Origin of the sequence: Niastella caeni (genome assembly GCF_004834005.1) — a bacterium.
GTDB lineage: Bacteria > Bacteroidota > Bacteroidia > Chitinophagales > Chitinophagaceae > Niastella > Niastella caeni.
In genome coordinates, this window is record NZ_STFF01000007.1 from 24,458 (window position 1) to 44,973 (window position 20,516).

Annotated in this window: 16 protein-coding genes; 15 read left to right on the forward strand and 1 reads right to left on the reverse strand. The window is 47.1% G+C overall.

The genetic code is table 11. The features are described 5' to 3' along the window. Positions 1–6 precede the first annotated feature (6 nt). From FAM09_RS22380 to FAM09_RS22390, 3 genes are read left to right on the forward strand one after another with little or no spacing between them, the layout of a single operon-like run. Positions 7–1,818, forward strand: coding sequence for a fumarate reductase/succinate dehydrogenase flavoprotein subunit (locus FAM09_RS22380; protein ID WP_136579391.1), 1,812 nt, complete (start codon positions 7–9; stop codon positions 1,816–1,818). 7 nt (positions 1,819–1,825) lie between these two features. Then, positions 1,826–2,572, forward strand: coding sequence for a succinate dehydrogenase/fumarate reductase iron-sulfur subunit (locus FAM09_RS22385; RefSeq protein WP_208025636.1), 747 nt, complete (start codon positions 1,826–1,828; stop codon positions 2,570–2,572). Positions 2,573–2,578: 6 nt separating this feature from the next. Next, positions 2,579–3,076 carry a hypothetical protein gene (locus tag FAM09_RS22390; RefSeq protein ID WP_136579393.1) on the forward strand — a complete coding sequence of 166 codons (498 nt, stop codon included), beginning with the start codon at positions 2,579–2,581 and terminating at the stop codon, positions 3,074–3,076. A gap of 309 nt (positions 3,077–3,385) precedes the next feature. Here FAM09_RS22390 and FAM09_RS31310 read toward each other — a convergent pair whose 3' ends face one another. After that, complete coding sequence (locus tag FAM09_RS31310) at positions 3,386–3,565, reverse strand: hypothetical protein (RefSeq protein WP_243751756.1); 180 nt, start codon at positions 3,563–3,565, stop codon at positions 3,386–3,388. Between FAM09_RS31310 and FAM09_RS22400 the strand changes: the two genes are divergently transcribed. The 12 genes from FAM09_RS22400 (at position 3,564) to FAM09_RS22455 (ending at position 20,492) form a co-directional block, all read left to right on the forward strand. Continuing rightward, entirely contained in the window at positions 3,564–4,634 is a 1,071-nt protein-coding gene (locus tag FAM09_RS22400; RefSeq protein WP_136579395.1) for a DUF1573 domain-containing protein, read from the forward strand. The two genes, FAM09_RS31310 and FAM09_RS22400, sit on opposite strands and share 2 nt — an antisense overlap. Positions 4,635–4,654: 20 nt before the next feature. Next, positions 4,655–5,566, forward strand: a complete 912-nt coding sequence (locus FAM09_RS22405) for a hypothetical protein (protein ID WP_166437238.1) — start codon at positions 4,655–4,657, stop codon at positions 5,564–5,566. A gap of 113 nt (positions 5,567–5,679) precedes the next feature. After that, entirely contained in the window at positions 5,680–6,003 is a 324-nt protein-coding gene (locus FAM09_RS22410) for a LytR/AlgR family response regulator transcription factor (protein ID WP_136579397.1), read from the forward strand. A gap of 599 nt (positions 6,004–6,602) precedes the next feature. Then, positions 6,603–7,640: a tRNA dihydrouridine synthase DusB gene (gene dusB, locus FAM09_RS22415; protein WP_136579398.1), complete on the forward strand. Its 1,038-nt coding sequence runs from the start codon at positions 6,603–6,605 to the stop codon at positions 7,638–7,640. 215 nt (positions 7,641–7,855) lie between these two features. Continuing rightward, positions 7,856–8,473 (forward strand): RNA polymerase sigma factor, encoded by a 618-nt coding sequence (locus FAM09_RS22420; protein WP_166437239.1) that lies wholly within the window; start codon positions 7,856–7,858, stop codon positions 8,471–8,473. Between the two features lie 61 nt (positions 8,474–8,534). Continuing rightward, entirely contained in the window at positions 8,535–9,773 is a 1,239-nt protein-coding gene (locus FAM09_RS22425) for a FecR family protein (RefSeq protein ID WP_136579400.1), read from the forward strand. A gap of 300 nt (positions 9,774–10,073) precedes the next feature. Then, the gene (locus tag FAM09_RS22430; protein ID WP_166437240.1) at positions 10,074–13,391 is read left to right on the forward strand and encodes a SusC/RagA family TonB-linked outer membrane protein; all 3,318 of its coding nucleotides are present in this window, start codon (positions 10,074–10,076) and stop codon (positions 13,389–13,391) included. Positions 13,392–13,401: 10 nt separating this feature from the next. Continuing rightward, positions 13,402–14,847, forward strand: coding sequence for a RagB/SusD family nutrient uptake outer membrane protein (locus FAM09_RS22435; protein WP_136579402.1), 1,446 nt, complete (start codon positions 13,402–13,404; stop codon positions 14,845–14,847). Positions 14,848–14,987: 140 nt separating this feature from the next. Further along, entirely contained in the window at positions 14,988–15,731 is a 744-nt protein-coding gene (locus tag FAM09_RS22440; RefSeq protein WP_136579403.1) for a DUF4397 domain-containing protein, read from the forward strand. A gap of 108 nt (positions 15,732–15,839) precedes the next feature. Beyond that, entirely contained in the window at positions 15,840–16,757 is a 918-nt protein-coding gene (locus FAM09_RS22445) for an ABC transporter ATP-binding protein (protein ID WP_208025637.1), read from the forward strand. A gap of 105 nt (positions 16,758–16,862) precedes the next feature. Next, a complete protein-coding gene (locus tag FAM09_RS22450) occupies positions 16,863–19,187 on the forward strand; it encodes a Gldg family protein (RefSeq protein ID WP_136579405.1) in 2,325 nt (774 codons plus the stop codon). A 12-nt stretch (positions 19,188–19,199) separates the two neighbouring features. Beyond that, a complete protein-coding gene (locus FAM09_RS22455) occupies positions 19,200–20,492 on the forward strand; it encodes a MutS-related protein (protein ID WP_136579406.1) in 1,293 nt (430 codons plus the stop codon). The last annotated feature ends 24 nt before the right edge of the window (positions 20,493–20,516 follow it).

Genomic DNA, 20,516 nt, shown 5'->3' on the forward strand with positions numbered 1-20,516 from the left:
TTTTTCATGTCATCATTCGATACATACAATTACGATGTACTGGTTATCGGTGCGGGTGGCGCAGGTTTGCGCGCTGCCATAGAAGCCACTGCCAATGGCGTTTCTGTGGCATTGATCTGCAAATCCTTACTGGGAAAGGCGCACACCGTTATGGCAGAGGGTGGCATTGCCGCCGCATTATCAAACGTTGATGAGCGAGATAACTGGCGGGTACATTTTGCTGATACCATGCGCGGCGGTCAATATTTGAACGATTGGCGCATGGCGGAACTGCATGCCAAAGAAGCACCTGATCGTGTGCGGGAGTTAGAGGCATGGGGAGCGCTGTTCGACAGAACTAAAGATGGCCGCATATTACAGCGGAATTTTGGCGGGCATAAATATCCTCGACTGGCGCATGTTGGCGACCGTACCGGATTGGAAATGATCCGTACGCTACAGGACCACGGCATTCACCAGGGCATAGATGTTCATATGGAATGCACCATTATCAATCTGCTGAAAGATGGTGAAAGGGTAGCAGGGGCGTTGGGTTACGAACGGGAAAAAGGACAGTTTAAATTATTTCGTGCTAAAGCGATCGTAATTGCTACTGGTGGCATTGGCCGCGCCTATAAAATTACCAGTAACAGCTGGGAGTATACGGGCGATGGCCATTCCCTGGCATACCATGCTGGTGCAGAACTGATGGATATGGAGTTTGTACAATTTCATCCAACCGGTATGGTGTGGCCGCCCAGTGTTCGCGGCATCCTTGTAACGGAAGGCGTTCGGGGCGAAGGTGGAATTTTGCTCAACAGGGAGCATAAGCGATTTATGTTCAATGAAATTCCTGAATTATATCGTCTGCAGACTGCCGACAACGAAGAAGAAGGCTGGAAATATACACAGGGCGACCGCCTCGCAAAACGGCCACCGGAATTGCTCACGCGCGATCATGTAGCGCGTTGCATCGTTCGTGAAATTAAAGAAGGAAGAGGCAGCCCGCACAACGGTGTATTTCTTGATATCTCCTGGATCAAAACCAAAATTCCCAATGCCGCTGAGCACATAAAGAAAAAACTGCCCAGCATGTATCATCAGTTTAAAAAGCTGGCAGATATCGATATCACCAAAGAGGCTATGGAAGTGGGCCCCACTACGCATTACATGATGGGTGGTATCCGGGTAAATGCCGATACACAAATGTCAACGGTGCCTGGTTTGTTTGCCGCAGGTGAAGCGGCCGCTGGTTTACATGGCGCCAACCGGTTGGGTGGTAACTCGCTGTCAGACCTGCTTGTCTTCGGTAAACGGGCGGGTGAATTTGCAGCCCGGTTTGCAAAAGAAAACAGCCAGGGTGTAATTGATGATCGCAAAGTGGAAGCATTCGTGCAGCAGGCATTGGAACCATTTGAGCGAACTGCCGGCGATAATCCTTTCCAGGTGCAATACGACCTGCAGGATGCAATGCAGGACCTGGTTGGTATTGTTCGCAAGGAAGATGAACTGGTGAAGGCGATGCATGAATTGAAAAAACTGCGGGAACGTTTCAGTAAAGTGCGGGTGATTGGTAACAGGGAATATAATACCGGCTGGCATACTGCGCTTGACCTGCAACATTTATTAACCGTTTCGGAAGCAATCACCAGGGCGGCCATCGAACGAAAAGAAAGCAGGGGAGCGCATTTTCGGGAAGACCACCCGCAAAAAGACGAGCATTCAGGTAACTGTAACCTTATTATTGTGAAAGGAGAAGACGGACAGATGCTGGTAAAGCGTATGCCCCTTCGGGATATGCGACCGGACCTTATACAGATCATTGATGAGATGAAATGATATTATAATGAAAGCCGATTTTCAAATATGGCGCGGCAATGCTTCGGGTGGAAAATTCGAAACCTATTCCACTGAAATTGCTGAAGGCATGGTGGTGCTCGACGCAGTGCATCAGATCCAGGCAGCGCATGCCAATGATCTGGCAGTACGCTGGAATTGTAAAGCTGGTAAATGCGGCTCCTGCTCGGCTGAGATCAATGGCATACCCAAACTCATGTGCATGACCCGCCTCAGCGAACTTCCGCTCAATAAACCGGTCCTGTTGCAACCTATGAAGGCGTTTCCATTGATCAAAGACCTGGTAACGGATGTTTCCTGGAATTTCACTGTAAAGAAAAAAATAAAAAAATTCAAGCCTCGTCCGCCCGATGCACAAGACGGCACCTGGCGCATGTTACAACAGGATATTGACCGGGTGCAGGAATTTCGCAAATGCATAGAATGTTTTTTGTGCCAGGATGTGTGTCATGTGCTGCGTGAGCATCAGCTTCATGCTGCATTCATCGGTCCGCGGTTTTTAGTTCATGTTGCTGCACTGGAAATGCATCCGCTCGATATAGAGGACCGGGTGGAAGAATTAAAGAAAGCAAATGGGATTGGCTATTGTAATATCACCAAATGCTGCACTACCGTTTGCCCTGAAGATATTACAATTACTGACAATGCCATTATTCCGCTGAAGGAACGGGTGGCTGACAGGTTTTATGATCCTTTGAAAAAATTATTCAGGATTTTTCGATCAATCAATAAATAATAAGCCATGTTTCATATTAAACGTATCGCCCGGGAAAGTATTCCGGCGGCTCTTGAAAAAGCAGAACGCTACCGGCTGCTTGGTGAACCTGGGCTGGCTGAAAGCATCTGTCTCGACATACTGGATGCAGATCCACAAGATGCCAAAGCTATTATTGTTCTGCTCCTGGCAATAACAGATCAATTCGGCGCTTCTTCATCGGGCGGTGTTGAACGGGCGCGTAAATTACTGCCCCGCCTTCAAAATGAGTATGAAAAAAATTACTATGCAGGTATCATCTGTGAACGGGAGGGGTTGTCCATTTTTAACCAGGGAATGAAAGGCGGTCAATTTGCTGTTTATGAATGGCTAACGGAAGCGATGGAATTCTTTGAGAAGGCGGAAGCGCTTCGTCCACCCGGTAACGATGATGCTTTGCTGCGGTGGAACACCTGTGCCCGTCTTATCATGAGCCATCAGTTGGAACCAATAAACGAAAAATATATTGAACCGCCGCTAGAATGAGTACACTTCAATAGGTAACATTCGCTGTACAGTTGGGTTATTACTTCTATACCGAATTCCATTCAGAGTGGCCGGAATTCCTCCTGTTTTCGGTTGAATACTTAATTATTCGATTATGCATGCCGTTATGCGGATAATTGAAATAAATTTACGGTACTCGCATATTTACCATTACAAAGTTTCAGCATTCATGTGAATGCTTTTCTTATTTTCTAACATAAAACTTATGCTATGAAGATTGTAGTCATTGGTCTGGTTGTCAATTTTCTTTCATTATTTAACTCCTTTGGGCAAGAGGCGCCGCCCTATTCACAATGCGGGGGTATTGGCTGGACCGGCCCAAAGATTTGTACAGCCGGCTTTGCCTGTACCGGGATAAACGAATATTTTCATATGTGCCTGCCAGGTGGATAATAAAACAGCCGTTCGATCATACCGGGCGGCTGTCTTAATTATATTTTGCCTCACCTCCTGAACTTTCCATTGCATGAAAACCTTATTCGTTTTGCCTGTATTCTTTTTGCTGATCGCTTCCTGCCGCCACAGCGGCATTCATTACGAAAACGGCACAATTGAAGAAGTGTTCGCCAGGGCGCTGAAAGAGAATAAAAAGGTGTTTGTACTTATCAGCAATTCTGATTGCGGGCAGTGCGACTTATTTAAAAAAAAGCTGGGTACGGAAACCGCTACTGCCCGGATACTTGCAGCCGATTATCTATGTTATTACGCGGATGTATTGGATTCCGGACAAAAGAACATCGCCCAAATCGTCAAATGCCCTTCTTATCCTTTTCCTTATTTCTTCGATAAGAACGGTAACCTTGAAGCCTTTGGTTTTCCCAATAGTAAAGATTATGATATCAGCGACCTGTCCCGGATAGGAATAGACGAGTACAAATTCCGCGAACTATTCCGTTTGCCTGTTACTACAACTGCCTACAAGCAGCTTGTTTCACATAACCTGCAGGCGTACTTGTTAATGCATCAGGGTCAGTCAGATCCGCGTCTTATCGATTCTGCTTATCGCCTCGCTGCCGCATCGATGGATATTGCGATATATCCATATAATATATACATGGTTCATACCCTCGGTAAGCGGGTTACACATCCCTCCTTGCCGCAACATCCGATCCTGGCCCATCCTCCATATACAAAATCCGATCAATTGATTTATGGTAAATTACTGGAAGGCATTCCTTTCAGTTCCCTATTGGCCGATAGCCTGCTTCCCACAACAAAGGCCGTAAATGGCATCACCTATGCATTTGAAAAGGATATTCGTGAATGTGGGGATATTCCGCTGGGAACCGATTATGATTTCCGCTTTTTATTTAAGAATACGGGCACGAAGGAGCTCATTATTGCCAATGCCGAACATTCCTGTTCCTGTATCGAGCTTCAATGGCCCAAACGCCCCATTGCTCCCGGGCAAACCGGCTTCATTACCGGTGTATTTCACGCCGGTGAAAAGGGAAAATTCAAGAAAGAGATCTATGTTCATACGCCTTCCCCACAGGTGCCGATGAAAATTATTACATTAACCGGAGTCGTACGCTAAGCTACTCCCAAAACATGATTATGAAAAAACAGTCACAACAATTACCGCTTACCATTTTCGGAATGGTTATCCTGTCTTTTTTAACTCTTTTTATCGCCGTATGCAATAAAAAGAATGCTTTTGCCACTACAGAGGAAACTCTTCAAACAACCCTGGCTCAGGACCAGGGGGAAATATTTACAGGTCATACTTATATAAAGGTGAGTGAAAACAACGAAGTGCTGATCATGCAAATTAAAAATGATCCGGCGATCGTTGAGAATATTTTTGTGCTCGCTCTTGAGAAAAAGGATCTAATTACCATCCAGCCGGGTGATCTGGGGCTGTCAAGCGTCATTTATTATAGAGACAAAAGAGCTGTGGTATTGCATTCCTCCAAAAGCAACAATCTGCATTTCCTTGGTTTAAGGGAAACAGCTTCGGGCATAAAAATGGAGCGCCTTAAAGCGGATCATACATTGAAAAACGAAATGCGGTCTGCGGTCCTGGGCTACGGTCTGTCAATGATGAAGGGAAAATGGGACGCCAAAACCCTGCTGAACACTAATAAGAAATATATTTTTAATCTCATTGCCCTTGCCGATCGGTCGGGAAGGACGCTAACGCCTGCTCAAAGGGAAGCCGTTACCGAGGACATTGCGTCTGGCTGCACTTCGGGCGGCCCAGGTTCGTCCAGTTGTAGCATTTCTGAGCCATTACCACCACAGAGCTGTTCCGTTACCTGCGGTTCAGGCTATTATGCCTGTTGTCAGTCCAGTACAGTTTCCTGTAACTGTGTGGCTAATAGTACTAACCCGGGCGACGATGATGATGATCATCCCGCTCTTCCCCGGTGGGCACAGTGCGGCGGCCTGGGTTATAACGGGCCTGGCAATTGCGCTGCACCCTATAGCTGTGTCTATGTAAATGATTTCTTTTCTCAATGCCAGTAACAGCATTCAGGTTATTGCCGTAAATTTACAGATTGTAATTGTTTGTGGCGCTGCATGCCCCCTGCCTGTAACGTCACAAACAATTTTTATATAATCTCTATTTACCCAACCTTATGTCCATAGAGAAATTCCTTATCCCTCACCGTGATACCATTCACGTGGTTGATTATTCGTCTATCCTTTTTTTTAAATCCGATAACTGTTATACCCACGTGTTCCTGGCAGGTGGGGCGCAATTTGTGCTGGTGAAGTCCCTTTCAAAGCTTGAAAAAGAGATCAACAGCCCACGCTTTATTCGCATCAGCCAGTCGTTCCTGGTAAACAGGCATTTTATTACCAGCATTCATAAAAAGAAGAAATCTATTTTACTTGAGCAGCAGCACGTTCTGCCTTTTACCATTTCCATTAAAACCCTGCTCCACCGGATGGTGGGATGAGCGCCCTGGTATACAGTGAAGTTATTTTCTATATAGTCTAAGCGCAGGTTTATACAACATCACGGCTGTTCCGTTCGTTTCGGCCTTTAATCTGAAGCGTATGTTTATTGGGCTTTTGGGAAACTCATTAACAATATTAACTGTAGTAGCCTTCAATTCATACGTTAATGAGTTTGACGTGAGTAAGGTATTCCGGCAGGACCTTCTTTTACACATCCGTAAAAAGACACACTTGCCATAACCAGCAGGGTTATGTACGGTTTAATTTTCATTTGTGGGTAATTGATTGAGTTTATAGTCCAGTAAAATTAAAACGTTTACAACTGACCTGCCGGTGAACTTTATATCTGTGTTGTTTTGGGGAATATCTGCGTTGTTTTAGCCAATAAGTGCGTAGGGAACTTATGAAAATAATTGGGGAAGCACCATTTTTACGTAAAAGCATAGTGAAAATAATTATTGCCAAATGTCGAAGCCATTGAATTTCAAATGAATACAATCAGGTATGCCTGGTATTTCCGCCTGCCGGCCCATAAAAACGGCCAACAAATGCGTACTTCTTTTGATCCTCCGCCTATTTACTGCAATTTTGCACCCGAATGGTGCAGATAGGTAATATACAACTCCCGGATTTTCCCCTGCTGCTCGCGCCCATGGAGGATGTGAGCGATCCGCCTTTTCGCGTGGTTTGTAAAGCCAATGGCGCTGACCTGGTGTTCACAGAATTTATTTCCAGCGAAGGACTCATTCGCGATGCCATCAGGTGCCGCAGAAAGCTGGATATTTTCGATGAAGAACGCCCCACCGGCATTCAGCTTTTTGGCGGCGACGAAGCGCGTATGGCCATGGCGGCAAAGATCGTGGATGTTACCCAGCCTGAGCTGCTGGATATTAATTTCGGTTGCCCGGTTAAAGGCATTGTGGCGCAGGGCGCCGGTGCAGGGGTGTTGAAAGATGTGTCGCTCATGGTACGGCTCACCGAAGCCTGTGTAAAGTCGACCAACTTACCGGTAACCGTGAAAACGCGCCTGGGTTGGGATGATGCTACTAAAAATATTGAAGAAGTGGCCGAGCGCCTGCAGGATGTAGGCATTAAAGCGCTCACTATTCACGGGCGCACGCGTTGTCAGTTGTACAAGGGAGAAGCAGACTGGAGCCTCATTGCCAAAGTAAAGAACAACCCGCGCATACATATTCCTGTTTTCGGGAACGGAGATATAAACAGTCCGCAAAAAGCATTGGAGTACAAAAACCGGTATGGTGTCGATGGCATTATGATCGGCCGCGCCGTTATCGGTTATCCCTGGCTATTCAGGGAAATACGTCACTTCCTGCAAACGGGAGAACAATTACCGGCGCCTGGCGTGGATGAACGCATTACAGTGTGTAAACAACAGCTTCATAAATCGCTGCAATGGAAAGGTCCGGTTGCCGGCGTGTACAGCATGCGCAAGCAATACTTTCAATACCTGAAAGGCCTGCCGGGCATCAAAGATTACCGGTCGCGATTGGTAACGCTTACTGAACCGGATGAAATTATCAATGTGCTGGATGAAATTTTACTTCAGTATAATGGCTTTGAAATGGAAAGAACACCTATTGAACTGGTGAACTATCATGAGAATTGTCCGTTGTAAATAAAATACCCGTGCCACGGTTTTGAACCATTACACGGTTTGCTAACGCAACCGTTTGCATAAGCTGAAACATACAATGACAATCGGGTCAACGGATCGGCTACCCGCGGGTAAATAAAAAATTGTCTTAATTACGTTTTAATAATATAGCCCTTATACCAGGATAGTTTATTATTAAAATAAGCTAATATTGCAGGTAACCATACTCTGCTATATTGTCGACCTTCCCCAATATTAATACCGCGCCTGAGCGGATCGCCGAGGAAGCTTCGCTGGTTCGTGCCGCTGCTGATGGAGACCAGGTTGCTTATGGCCGCTTGTACAGTTTTTATTATCCTCAATTATATTCTTCTATTGCTTTCATGGCGAAGTCGCATGAAGATGCACAGGAGATCATTCATGAAACTTTTCTGAAGATCTGGAAAGCCAAAGAAGCGCTTCTATTGATAAAATCATTTGAGGATTATGCCTATACGCTGGCAAAGAATTTACTGTTCAATCATTTAAAGAGAAAAAAAATAGGCCAGCGGGTGATACAGTTGCTTTCTGATCAATCAATAAAAAATACCGGGCCTGCTCCCGACCAGGACTATTTATACAAGCAATATTATCAAACGGCCATTCATGCTATTAATCAATTGTCTGAACAAAAGCGACGCATCTTTCTCATGCGCACACAGGAGGGGATGAGTTTGGGTGAGATAGCCGAAGCAATGGGGATCAGTATTTCTGCAGTAAAAAAACATTTATATGCAGCCTTCGAATCGGTGAAAGAAGCGTTGCGGCAAAGCACAGGCGACGTGCTGCTTTTTCTGCTTTTATATTTTTATTAAAAAAATTTCGTCAGCAGGGTATCCATTTCATTACTGCGATTGTCAGTAACAAGCCGAATATATGGAAGATGCAAAAATCATAGCGTTGTTGGAAGGGTATGAAGCGGGTACGCTTACCGATGAGGAGGCCATTGCCTTCTTTCAATGGTATAGTGAGGCCGGCATGGACAATTTCCAGCGTATATATGCTCAAAGTAATATAAGTGCAGAACAGCGTTCAACTGATCCTGTTATGCCGAACGATTTCAGAATACAATTGGAAGAGGCCATCCGTAATTATGAAGCAGAACAACGGCAACAGGCAGCGCGACCTGTTGCCTTTTTCCGTACCTGGCGCCTGGCATGGGCGGCCGCCATTCTGTTATTTATTGGCGTGGGCGCCTACATCTATTTTCAGAACCGGCCACCCGATTCTCCTGCAATTGTAAATAATAACCAGCCTGCCAACGATGCAGCACCAGGTACCACCAAAGCCGTATTGACCCTGGCTGATGGCAGCCGTATTATTATCGACAGCACGCAATCGGGCAAGCTGGCAGTGCAGGGGCAAACCACCGTGCAGCGGGAACAGGGGAGCATTTCATATAACGGCACCGACCCGTCTAATAATTCAGGTACACAATCCGTTCTCTATAATACATTGACCACTAATCGCGGAGAACAATCGCCGCCTCTTGTTTTATCTGATGGCACTAAAGTATGGCTCAATGCCATGTCTTCTATTCGCTTTCCTGTTGCTTTTACCGGTAATACGCGCAATGTAACCATCATGGGTGAAGCCTATTTCGAAGTGGCGAAGAACCCGGCCATGCCCTTTCACGTAACCGTAAATGATATGGATGTGGAAGTGTTGGGCACACAATTCAATATCAATTCATATGCTGATGAGCCGGATGTGAGAACGACATTGATCGAAGGTGCAGTGCGGATCGTGAATGGTCAAAGGTCAATGGTCAATAAAATTCAGGAGGTAATACTTCGCCCGGGCGAACAAGCTATTGCCCACTCACCACTCAACACTCACCATTCAGCATTTACCATTAACCATTCACCAAACATAGACCAGGTAATGGCCTGGAAACGCGGCCTGTTCGATTTTAATCATGCCAGCCTGCAAACCGTTTTACGGCAATTGTCGAGGTGGTACGACATAGATGTACAATTTGAAGGTACTATACCCAACCGGTCCTTTCGAGGCAAGATCACCCGTGACCTGAAGCTTTCGCAGGTGATCAACATTTTGCAGGACCTGGATGTCAAATTCAGGATAGAAGGAAAAAAATTGATTGTCTCGCCATAATGCACTTTATACTACCTATAAACCTTTTTCCATAATGCTTTCGGGTATCTAAACAAGAACCGGATTCCGTTGGCGCGGAACCCGGCGAAAGTTTGGGTAACCATGTTTTAAGAAAGTCCCGGCAGGACTGCTTGCTCCCGATGTTTCGGGAGGGTCAACATTCTATCACCCAAACCATGCAAATCTATGCATTTTAATGGCTTTGCCCGCCGAATCCGCCAGTTGGCGGAGAAAGGAAGGGTTCTTTTTTGCCGGCCTGTCTGTAAGAGACGCCACGGCATCACCAAAACTTTGTTAGTGATGAAACTAACATCCATCCTTATGTTGGGCGCTTGTATGCAGGTAGCTGCCCGGGTACATTCTCAAACCGTCACTTATTCGGGTAAGAATGTACCGCTTGAAAAAATTTTTACCGTTGTGGAGAAACAGACAGGGTATGTGTTTTTCTACGACGAGGCTATTCTGAAAGATGCACAACCGGTGTCTATCAGGGCTGAAAATTATTCCCTCACCTTATTCCTTAGCTGTGTGCTGAATGGCCAGCCACTTAAGTATTCGCTGCAGAACAAAACGATCATCATTTCCCGTAAAGAAGTAATAGCGCCGCCTGTGAGCGACACTGCTGTTCGTCCGGCGGCTCAGCCTATGCTGGACGGCATTGTGATGGATATGAACGGGATGCCGCTTGCAGGCGCATCCGTCTCCATTAAGGAAACAGGGAAGAACACCATCACCAATGGAAGAGGTGCTTTTTCTATTCCCATGCCTGCTGCGAAAAGCAAGGTCGTCGTCAGCTATGTTGGGTATACTACCCGCGAAGTAGTATTGGATGAGGGCCAACAGCAAATGCTGATACAATTGTCTGTAGCAGTGAATGTGCTCGATGAAGAAGTGGTGGAAGCGTATGGAAGGACCAGCAAACGGCTGGCCGTGGGCAACATCGTGAAAGTATCGGGAGAAGATATTCAGAAGCAACCGGTGATGAACCCTTTGCTGGCGCTCAATGGCCGGGTGCCCGGTGTGCTGGTCACGCCAACAAGCGGTTACCTCAGCGCTCCGGTGAAAGTAGAAATACGAGGCCGCAATACCATAGACCCTAACCTGGTTTCAGACCCGCTGTATGTTATTGACGGGATGCCGCTTTCCATTCTCGATATCACTACCAATGCCGGCATTAAGAGCACTTATGAAAATGGTTCAACCGGTTTTGTGCAGGCGGGTATTCTTTCCAATACCAAAGGACAAAGCCCGCTGTTCAACATCAATCCGGCAGATATCGAAAGCATCTCGGTGTTAAAAGATGCAGCGGCTACTGCCATCTATGGTTCCCGCGGCGCCAATGGCGTTATTCTCATCACCACAAAAAGAGCGAAACCAGGCAGAACACAACTTAATGTCAATGTACAGCAATCGGTAAGTATGGCGCCCCGTCGCTGGGACCTGCTCAGGACGCCCGAATACCTGCAAATGCGCAAGGAAGCCCTGAAGAACGATGGCAATCCGCTTTCCATTGCGTTTATGCCTGAGTTAGCCTGGGATTCCACCCGGTATACCGACTGGCAAAAAGAATTGTTGGGCGTGGCAAAAAGTACAGAGGCGTCGATGCGGTTATCGGGTGGCGATCGCAATACTTCTTTCAGTATTGGCGCCGGCTTTACCAATAGCCAGGAAATTACCATGCATGATGGAAAGAACCAGCGCTTCAATGTTTCATCAGTCATCACTCACCGTAGCTCTGATCAGAAATTAATGGTTGACCTGCGTGCCTTATATTCCTATACGCAGGTGAGAGCGATCACTTCACCTACAGTATCTACGCTGCCTCCCAACACCCCGTCAATTTTCAATAACAAAGGCGAGTTGAACTATGCAGATTGGAATGCAGCGGGGCTGACACTCACTGCATATCCCTTTTCGGACCTATTGAAGCCATCTGTTGCCCGGGTAAACTTTATCAATGCCAGCCTGGGGTTAAGCTATGTTTTTACCAAAGGGTTAACCTTCAGAGTAAATGGCGGTTACAATAATGCGCAAACGAACAATGAATATTATAATCCGATCGCTTCACAAAATCCTGCGCTGAACCCGACTGGCGCCGCCAGTTTTGGCATTTCCGGTATCAATAACTGGAATGTAGAGCCGCAGGTGAACTATTCAACTTATGTTGGGAGTGGCCGGCTGGAAGTTATGGCCGGCGGTACCTGGCAAAGCTCAAGCACCCAGGGAACTACCATGGCCGGGTATGGTTATACCAACGATGCTTTGCTCAGGTCTATTTCCAATGCCCCGCTTATGTCGAGCGGCACTACCGTTGCAAAGAAAAAATATGCGAGTGTGCATGGACGGATCAATTATAACTGGCAGAATAAATACATCCTTGAACTTGCCGGAAACCGCGATGGGTCTTCCAACTTCGGTCCGGGCCGGCAATTCGGTAATTTCTGGTCGGCCGGCGCCGGCTGGATCGCTTCAGAAGAAGAATGGCTGCAACCGCTATTACCTTCATGGTGGAGTTACCTGAAACTGAATGCCAGTTATGGGGTAACAGGATTGGATTACGGGGGTGCTTACCAATATATTTCCGAGTGGAAAGCAATACGTACCATCCCGATGTACAATGGCATATTACCTATGACGCCGGTACATGCCGTGAACCAGGATTACCAATGGCAGGAAAATAAAAAGATAAACGTTGATCTGTCAATGGGTTTTCTGAAAGACAGGATCACCTTTACGGCTACCTGGTACCGCAACCGCTGCAACAACCAGTTGACTGATATTCCCACACCTGTTTATACCGGCTTTCCTTCAGTAGTTGGTAATTCACCGGCCAATGTAGAGAACAGCGGCTGGGAAGGAAGCCTGAATGCCCAGGTGATAGACAATAAGAAGTTCTCCTGGCGGCTTGGTTTTAATATCGGGGTGAACCGGAATAAGCTGCTTGATTATCCCGATTTTCAATTCTCGCCTTTTTATACTACCCAGAAAATTGGCAGATCACTGAATACGAAATACCTGTTCCATTACCTGGGTATCAATCCACAGAATGGCCGTCGTGCGGTAGAGGATTATAATCATGATGGCGTTATTACCCGAAACGGAGGTGCGCCGCCTGCAACAGGCGCCGATGACCGGTATATAGCCATTGACCCCACGCCAAAATACAGTGGCGGCATTTCGAGCGAGTTCACCTACAAACGCTTCGTGTTAAGCATGTTCCTGAATTTCAAAAAGCAATCAGGATTGATACCTTATACCAACTCTGCAGGTATCATGGGTAATATTCCTGCCTATATATACAATGATCACTGGCAGCAGCCGGGCGATATAACAACCTATCCGCGTTTTACAACTACAGTCACCAACGCGGATTCCTGGTTCACCCAATCAGATGGCGCGTATCAGGATGCTTCTTTTATCCGCTGTAACAATCTGTCGCTGGGATATTCATTACCTGATGCCGCCTGTAAAAAACTGCATGTGCAGGGCATCACTTTCTCGGCGAACATGTCGAACGTTTTTACCATTACCCGGTATAAAGGCATCGATCCCGAAACTGCATTCGGCATATTGCCGCAACCAAGGATCATTGCCGGTAAGCTCTCTTTTAATTTTTAATTCTATTGTTATGCATATTCATAAAAGATCGATCGTGTTGGCAGGTTTCAGTCTGGTAATGGGCGCAGGCCTGTTATCCTGCAAAAAAATGGTTACTGTACCGCTACCGGTCAATAGCATTACTTCTGAAGAAATGTTTAAGACCGATGCACAGGCAATGACCTCCATGGCCGGTGTATACACGCAAATGGTGAATGGGTCGCTGAACTTCAGCAATGGATATACGACCATGCTGACGGGTATGTCGGCAGACGAACTGTTTTACTTTGGAGCAGCCGATGCGAACATGGCCGGTTTTGCGCCCAACCAGTTATTAGAAACAAATAGTTATACCAGTGCGGTATGGGCGAGCAGCTATAAAACCATTTACAATGCCAACTCCGTGATTGAAGGCATTGCCGCTTCTGAATCCAGCTCATTGTCTGATAGTGTGCGGAAGCAACTCACGGCGGAAGCTAAATTCATCAGGGCTTTCTGTTATTTCTATCTCACCAATTTGTTTGGTGATGTGCCACTGGTGAAAACGGTAGACTTCAATAAAACGAGGTACATGAGCAGAACACCAGTTAATGAAGTGTATGATCAAATTATAGAAGACCTGACAGAAGCGCAAGAACTGTTATCTGCCGATTATGCTATAAGCGGCGCTGCCAAAGAAAGGATCCTGCCCACCCAATGGGCGGCCACTGCTTTGCTGGCCCGGGTGTACCTGTTCAAAGGAGAATATGCGAACGCTGCCGAACAGGCATCTGCGGTTATCGCCAATACTTCGTTGTTTAGCCTGGAAGCTGATCCGCTCAATGTATTCCTGATCAAAAGCAGGGAAGCCATCTGGCAAATGAAACAGGGAACAACCGACGCCGGCTACAAGAACAGCACTCCGGAAGGGTTTAACTTCCTTCCCAATTCAACAACTGGTGTTGTGAGGTATTGCCTCACGCCTGAACTGCTCAACACCTTTGAAACCGGCGACCGCCGCCGTACGGCCTGGGTGAGCCGCACCACCACCGTAGCATCCGGGTATAACTATTATCCACATAAATACAAGCTCGGACCGAGCACCTTTAGCAACAACCCATCCACCGAATATTACATGATGCTGCGTTTGGCAGAAATGTATTTGATACGGGCGGAAGCAGCCGCCAATGGCGCCGGTGGAATTGCTGCGGCCATTGCCGACCTGAATGTGATCCGTAACCGAGCCAATGTACCGGCCCTGCCAACTACATTAGCGCAGGCGCAGGTGATAACAGCGGTTGCCCGTGAACGGCAGGTAGAATTGTTTGCAGAGTGGGGGCATCGCTGGTTCGACCTCAAGCGCACCAACAAAGCGCACGATGTGCTGAGTGCTATGAGCAGTAAACAACCCTGGGCCGGCGATTACCAGTTGTTGTATCCCATACCGCCGTTTGAGATCCAGGTGAATCCGAGGTTGGTGCAGAATGCGGAATATTGAATACAGCCTAAAGCTTAAAGCTGTAAGCCAAAAGCCAAAAGGCGAAGGCCGAGGTCCCGAAAGTAAATGTATTTGTATGCTGCTTACAGCTTATACGGCTTATAGCTTTTCCCCGTAGCATAATATTCAAAAAAGCAACAATGAAACACATTATAACGATACTTACAATTCTCATAATAGCCTCTTGTAGTAAAGAGCAAACCTTCTCCGGTACGGCGTCGCTGACGCTCATCAATGCAGTACCCAACAGCACGCCTTCGCTGGTCACCAATTTCAGCGGCACCGATCCTATTAACTACCGGAATGCCTTAAAGCTGGAGTATGGCAAAGCAGATAAAGGCCAACTGAACTTATCCTATACCGGCGAACAACGGCTGGCTATTTACAAATATCCCGATACCAATGCGCATAATGCGCCTTTGTACGATCTCACCCTGCACCTGCAGGTGGGCGCCACTTATACGTTGTTCCTTACCGGTACATTAACTGTACCTGATACAATGTTCACGATAGATAACCCGCCTTATCACCCCATCAGCGACAGCAGCCTGGGAATACGCTTTGTAAACCTGATGGCCGGCAGTGTTCCCGTTAGTGTAAACCTGGCCGGAAGGGCACATGGTTCCGAAGCAAACAATCTTTCTTATAAAAGCATGACCGGGTTTACCAATTATGCTGCAACGGCCGGTATAAGCAAGTATACGTTTGAATTCAGGAATACGGCTACCGGCGCCCTGATCAGCAGCCTTGATGTGGGGGATATAAATAAAGCCTCGTTCAATGCACGGCGTTACCGGAATTTCACGCTGGCCCTGATCGGTTCGCCCGGCGACCCCACCACCCATAAGGCGATGTTGATTGAAACCTTTACATCACTCAATTAAATAAGCATACAAGTTCCTGTAATGGGAGCTGACCCAAAGAAGATCGATGGTTTAATGGCTTGATGGCTAATGGCCGGCAATCCGACATTTTTTTAATTAAATCTTATTATGCCTGGTATTTTAAAAATTGAAGGGCTTTCGCACCGGTACAGCAGTGCCTGGGCCATCCGTGATATTAATATTGAAATTGATCAGTATGGCGCTATTGGTTTGCTGGGCGCTAACGGCGCCGGCAAATCTACTACCATGAACATCATCTGCGGTGTGTTGAATCAAACTGCAGGTAATGTGTATATACATGGCATGGATATTCGTAAAGAACCCGAACTGGCCAAACGCGAGATCGGCTTTCTGCCCCAGGAACCACCATTGTATACCGACCTCACCATTGATGAGTACCTTACCTATTGTGCGCAATTGCGATTAATGCCAAAGGAGAAAATTAAAAATGCAGTGAGTGAAGTGAAGGAACGTTGCGGCATTGCGCATTTCAGTACGCGGTTGATCCGCAACCTCTCGGGCGGTTATCGCCAGCGGGTAGGTATCGCCCAGTCTATCATTCATAAGCCCCGGCTTGTGGTAATGGATGAACCGGCGAACGGATTAGACCCCAACCAGCTAATAGAAGTACGCAAGCTGATTAAGGAAATTGCGCAGGACCATGTGGTGCTGATCTCTTCACACATTCTTTCCGAGATCCATTTGATGTGTAAACAGGTGATCATGATCGATGCAGGCAGAATTGTTTTCTCCGACTCCATGAGCGCTTTCAACGATTATATACAACCGCACAGCCTGGTGATGCGGGTGGAAGAGCCGCCTGCCATGCCTGAATTGCTGGCCGTGCCCGGCGTAAGCAAAGTAGAATTTCTTACTGACCGGCAAATACGTGTTTACTTCGAAAATGAAGAAGTGGCGGAACGACTGGTAGCTGCCAGTGTACAAAACAAATGGCGCTTACGGGAGATCACTTTAGATAAAGGCCTGCTCGATGACGTATTTAAACAATTATCCACCAAATCGTGAAACGGCAAATGGCAAACCCCGACTTCATCGGGGCAGGCTGTGAAAAAAATTGAAGCTCGCAGTTGCTTTTTTGCACTTCACTTCTCATCCCGTAAATTTTACTTAATGAAGATGATCAATAAGATAGCGAAGACCGAACTCCGTAACCTTTTTTATTCCCCCGTAGCCTGGTTCCTGGCGATTGCTTTTATGGTGCAGTGCGCCTGGTTTTATACCAACGCTTTGCAGTACATGGCCCGTTGGCAGGATGTGATGCAGCGCAATAACCCGAAGTTCAAAGACTGGGGACAGGTGTCCTTAACAATGAACGTTTTTTTGAGTACGGATGGGATCTTCTCTCATGCGTTGGAGAACTTATTCTTATTTGTTCCATTGCTCTGCATGGGCCTCATCAGCCGGGAGATCAATAATGGCACCATCAAATTGTTGTATTCCTCCCCGGTGAAGCTGCGCGGGATCGTATTGGGAAAATTTCTGGCCATTATGCTGTATAACCTGTTGTTGTTGGGCATTATGGGCATTTTCATGGTGACCGGCGCCTGTAATATACAATCGGTGGATTTCGGGATGCTGTTATCTGCCGCGCTGGGTTTTTATCTGTTAGTATGCGCTTATTCGGCTATCGGTTTGTTTATGTCGAGCCTTACTACTTACCAGATCGTATCGGCGATCGGTAGTTTTGTGCTCATTTTCATATTAACCCGTATCGGCGCACTGTGGCAAAAGTTTGATCTCGTACGCGACCTCACCTATTTTCTTTCCTTATCGGGCCGTACCGAAAAATTGCTGAAGGGAATGATCACCTCGCGGGATATTATCTACTTTGTTGCCATCGTTTATATGTTCCTGTCATTCACCCTGCTTAAATTAAAGGGAACGCGGGAGTCGAAACCATGGTATATTAAAGCCAGGGGTTATGTTGCTGTAATAGCCATTACATTACTGGTAGGTTATGTTACCTCACGTGCCGCCTATACCATCTATTGGGATGCTACAGCCCGGAAAGCCCACACCATCCATCCGCGTTCACAGGCGGTGATCAAAGAACTGGGCAAAGAGCCGCTGGAAGTAACCCTGTATACCAACCTGCTGGGCGCCGGTGCTTCGCGCGGGTTTCCGGAGAGCCGGAATATCTATTTGTCAGAGGTATGGGACAAATATGTTCGGTTCAAGCCCGACATAAAATTCAACTACGTGTATTACTACGATTATGACCGCACCATCGACGAAGGCACATTGCTCAGGGCCTTTCCCAAAAAAACGACCAAACAAATGGCCGAACAGATGGCGGAAGGGCAGGATGAAAATTTCTCCCGGTTTCAATCACCTGCCGAAATGCGTAAAACAATCAACCTGTTGCCGGAGAAATACCGCCTGGTGATGCAGTTGAAGTATAAAGGCAGAACTACTTTTTTGCGAACCTTTGACGACAATGTATTCTGGCCCGCAGAACAACAGGTGGCTGCTGCCATTAAACGCCTGGTAAATGCCCGCCTGCCCAAAATATTGTTTATAACCGGCGACCTGGAACGTTCTATCTATAAAAAAGGCGAACGGGAATACCGGATGCATTCCATAGCAAAGGAGAACCGTTTCTCCCTGCTCAACCTGGGATTTGACGCAGACACGATCGCTTTGAATAAAACGAATATTCCGTCAAATACGACTGCGCTGGTGCTGGCCGACCCCAAGACCAATTTGAGCGATAGCGCTATCGCGAAGATCAGGCAGTATATTGATGATGGCGGCAATATGCTGATATTGGGTGAACCCGGAAAAGCGCAGGTGTTGAATCCCTTGCTGCAGCAACTGGGCGTTCAACTGATGGAAGGCACCCTGATACAACCGAGCAAAGATGAAATGCCGCATATGGTGACGCCTTATGTAACGAATGTAGCTGGCAACCTGGCGGAAGAGCAGGTATTCCTGCACATGAAAGCATCCGGCGACAGTTTGAAGGTACTGATGCCGGGCGCTACCGCCATGGCCTACGCTAAACAGGGACCGTTTGCCGTGAATCCTTTGCTGAAAACACTGGGCGGGGAAACCTGGTTAAAAGCGGGGACACTGGTAACAGATTCCGTACCACCGGTATATAATGAAAAGGAAGGAGATATAAAAGGGTCATTTGCCACCGCACTGGCATTGACCCGCCAGATCAACAACCGGCAGCAACGGATTGTCGTTTGCAGTGATGCCGATTTTATGAGTAACCTCAGAAACAATGAATCGTTTATGGGCCGGGCATTTTATAGCTGGCTGAGCGAAGGTGCTTTTCCGATCTATACACCCCGCGACGATCCAAAGGACAACAGATTAAACATCTCCAGTGCCGGTGCAAAAACACTGCGGGTAGTGTTCGTTTGGATCCTGCCCGCACTGGTATTGCTGTTTGGTTCCATCTTATTGATCCGTAGAAAAAGAAAATAAACAGGAGGAAACATGATCCTATACACCGATGAGCAAACGATTGCTGACCTCGGCATATTTGGCAGGCGCCACCGCGAGGGCATCTTCGACCTGTATAACCGTACGCAGACCCGGGGCGGGGAATCGATCCTGAAAGATATGTTCCTGCATCCGTTGAGCAGCAGGGAAGCGATCAGCCACCGAAGCAGCATCATTGAGCATTTTAGCCGGTTGAACAGCGCCTTTCCCTTCGACGCCGCCCTGATAGATGCCACTGAGAAATATATAAAGGAACCGGGTGAACAGGGAAGCCGTGCCCGTAACCAGCGTGCCCTGAGCGATAAAGACATTCAGTTGGGCGTGCTGTCTGTAATAGCGATCATTCAGCGAAGCAAGGAATTTGTTGAAGGAGATGCGGTGAAAGGAATTACGGCCTATGCAACGGACCGCCTTGCTATTAGCGCATTGACCGGCGATGCGGCTTTTGAACCTGCGTTTCGGGAGAAAAGCAATAATAAGCTATCTTATACGGCCGTTGCCGCCTATGACGTATTGTTCAGGGAACGGGAACGTGGTAAAATTGAAGAATTGCTTCGATACATCTATAACCTCGACGCTTACCTGTCAGTTGCCAAAGTAGCGAAGGAACGAAAATTTGTTTTTCCCAAAGCCCTCGATAAAGGTACAGGTGTATTGAACCTGGAAGGCGTATACCACCCCGCATTACAGCAACCGGTGGGCAATAACCTGTTCATGCATACAGGTCAGCAGGTGATCTTTTTAACTGGCGCAAACATGGCGGGCAAATCAACCTTTTTGCGGTCGGTGAGCACGGCGGTATACGTAGCGCATATGGGTTTTCCCGTGGCGGCTACTGCCATGGAGTTTTCGGTGATGGATGGAATGTATACCACCATCAACCTGCCCGATAATTTAGGCATAGGCGCGAGCCATTTTTATGCAGAAGTACTGCGTGTAAAAAAGGTGGCCACGGAATTGAGCCAGGGAAAATCGCTGTTCATTGTTTTTGATGAACTGTTCCGGGGCACGAATGTAAAGGATGCACAGGAAGCAACGGTTGCCGTTTCCCGGGCCTTTGCCGGAAGAAAAACCAGTAAGTTCATTATTTCGTCGCACATTGTTGAAGCCGGCGAAGCATTGAAGCAGAACAACCATATCGGTTTCTATTACCTGCCTACGCGCATGAACGGCCACCAGCCTGAGTATACTTATACCTTACAGCAAGGCATCACCGATGACCGGCATGGTATGATCATTATCAGAAAGGAGGGTATATTAGATATGCTGAAAAATCCCAAATCATAAATTCCAAATTCCAAATAAATCGCA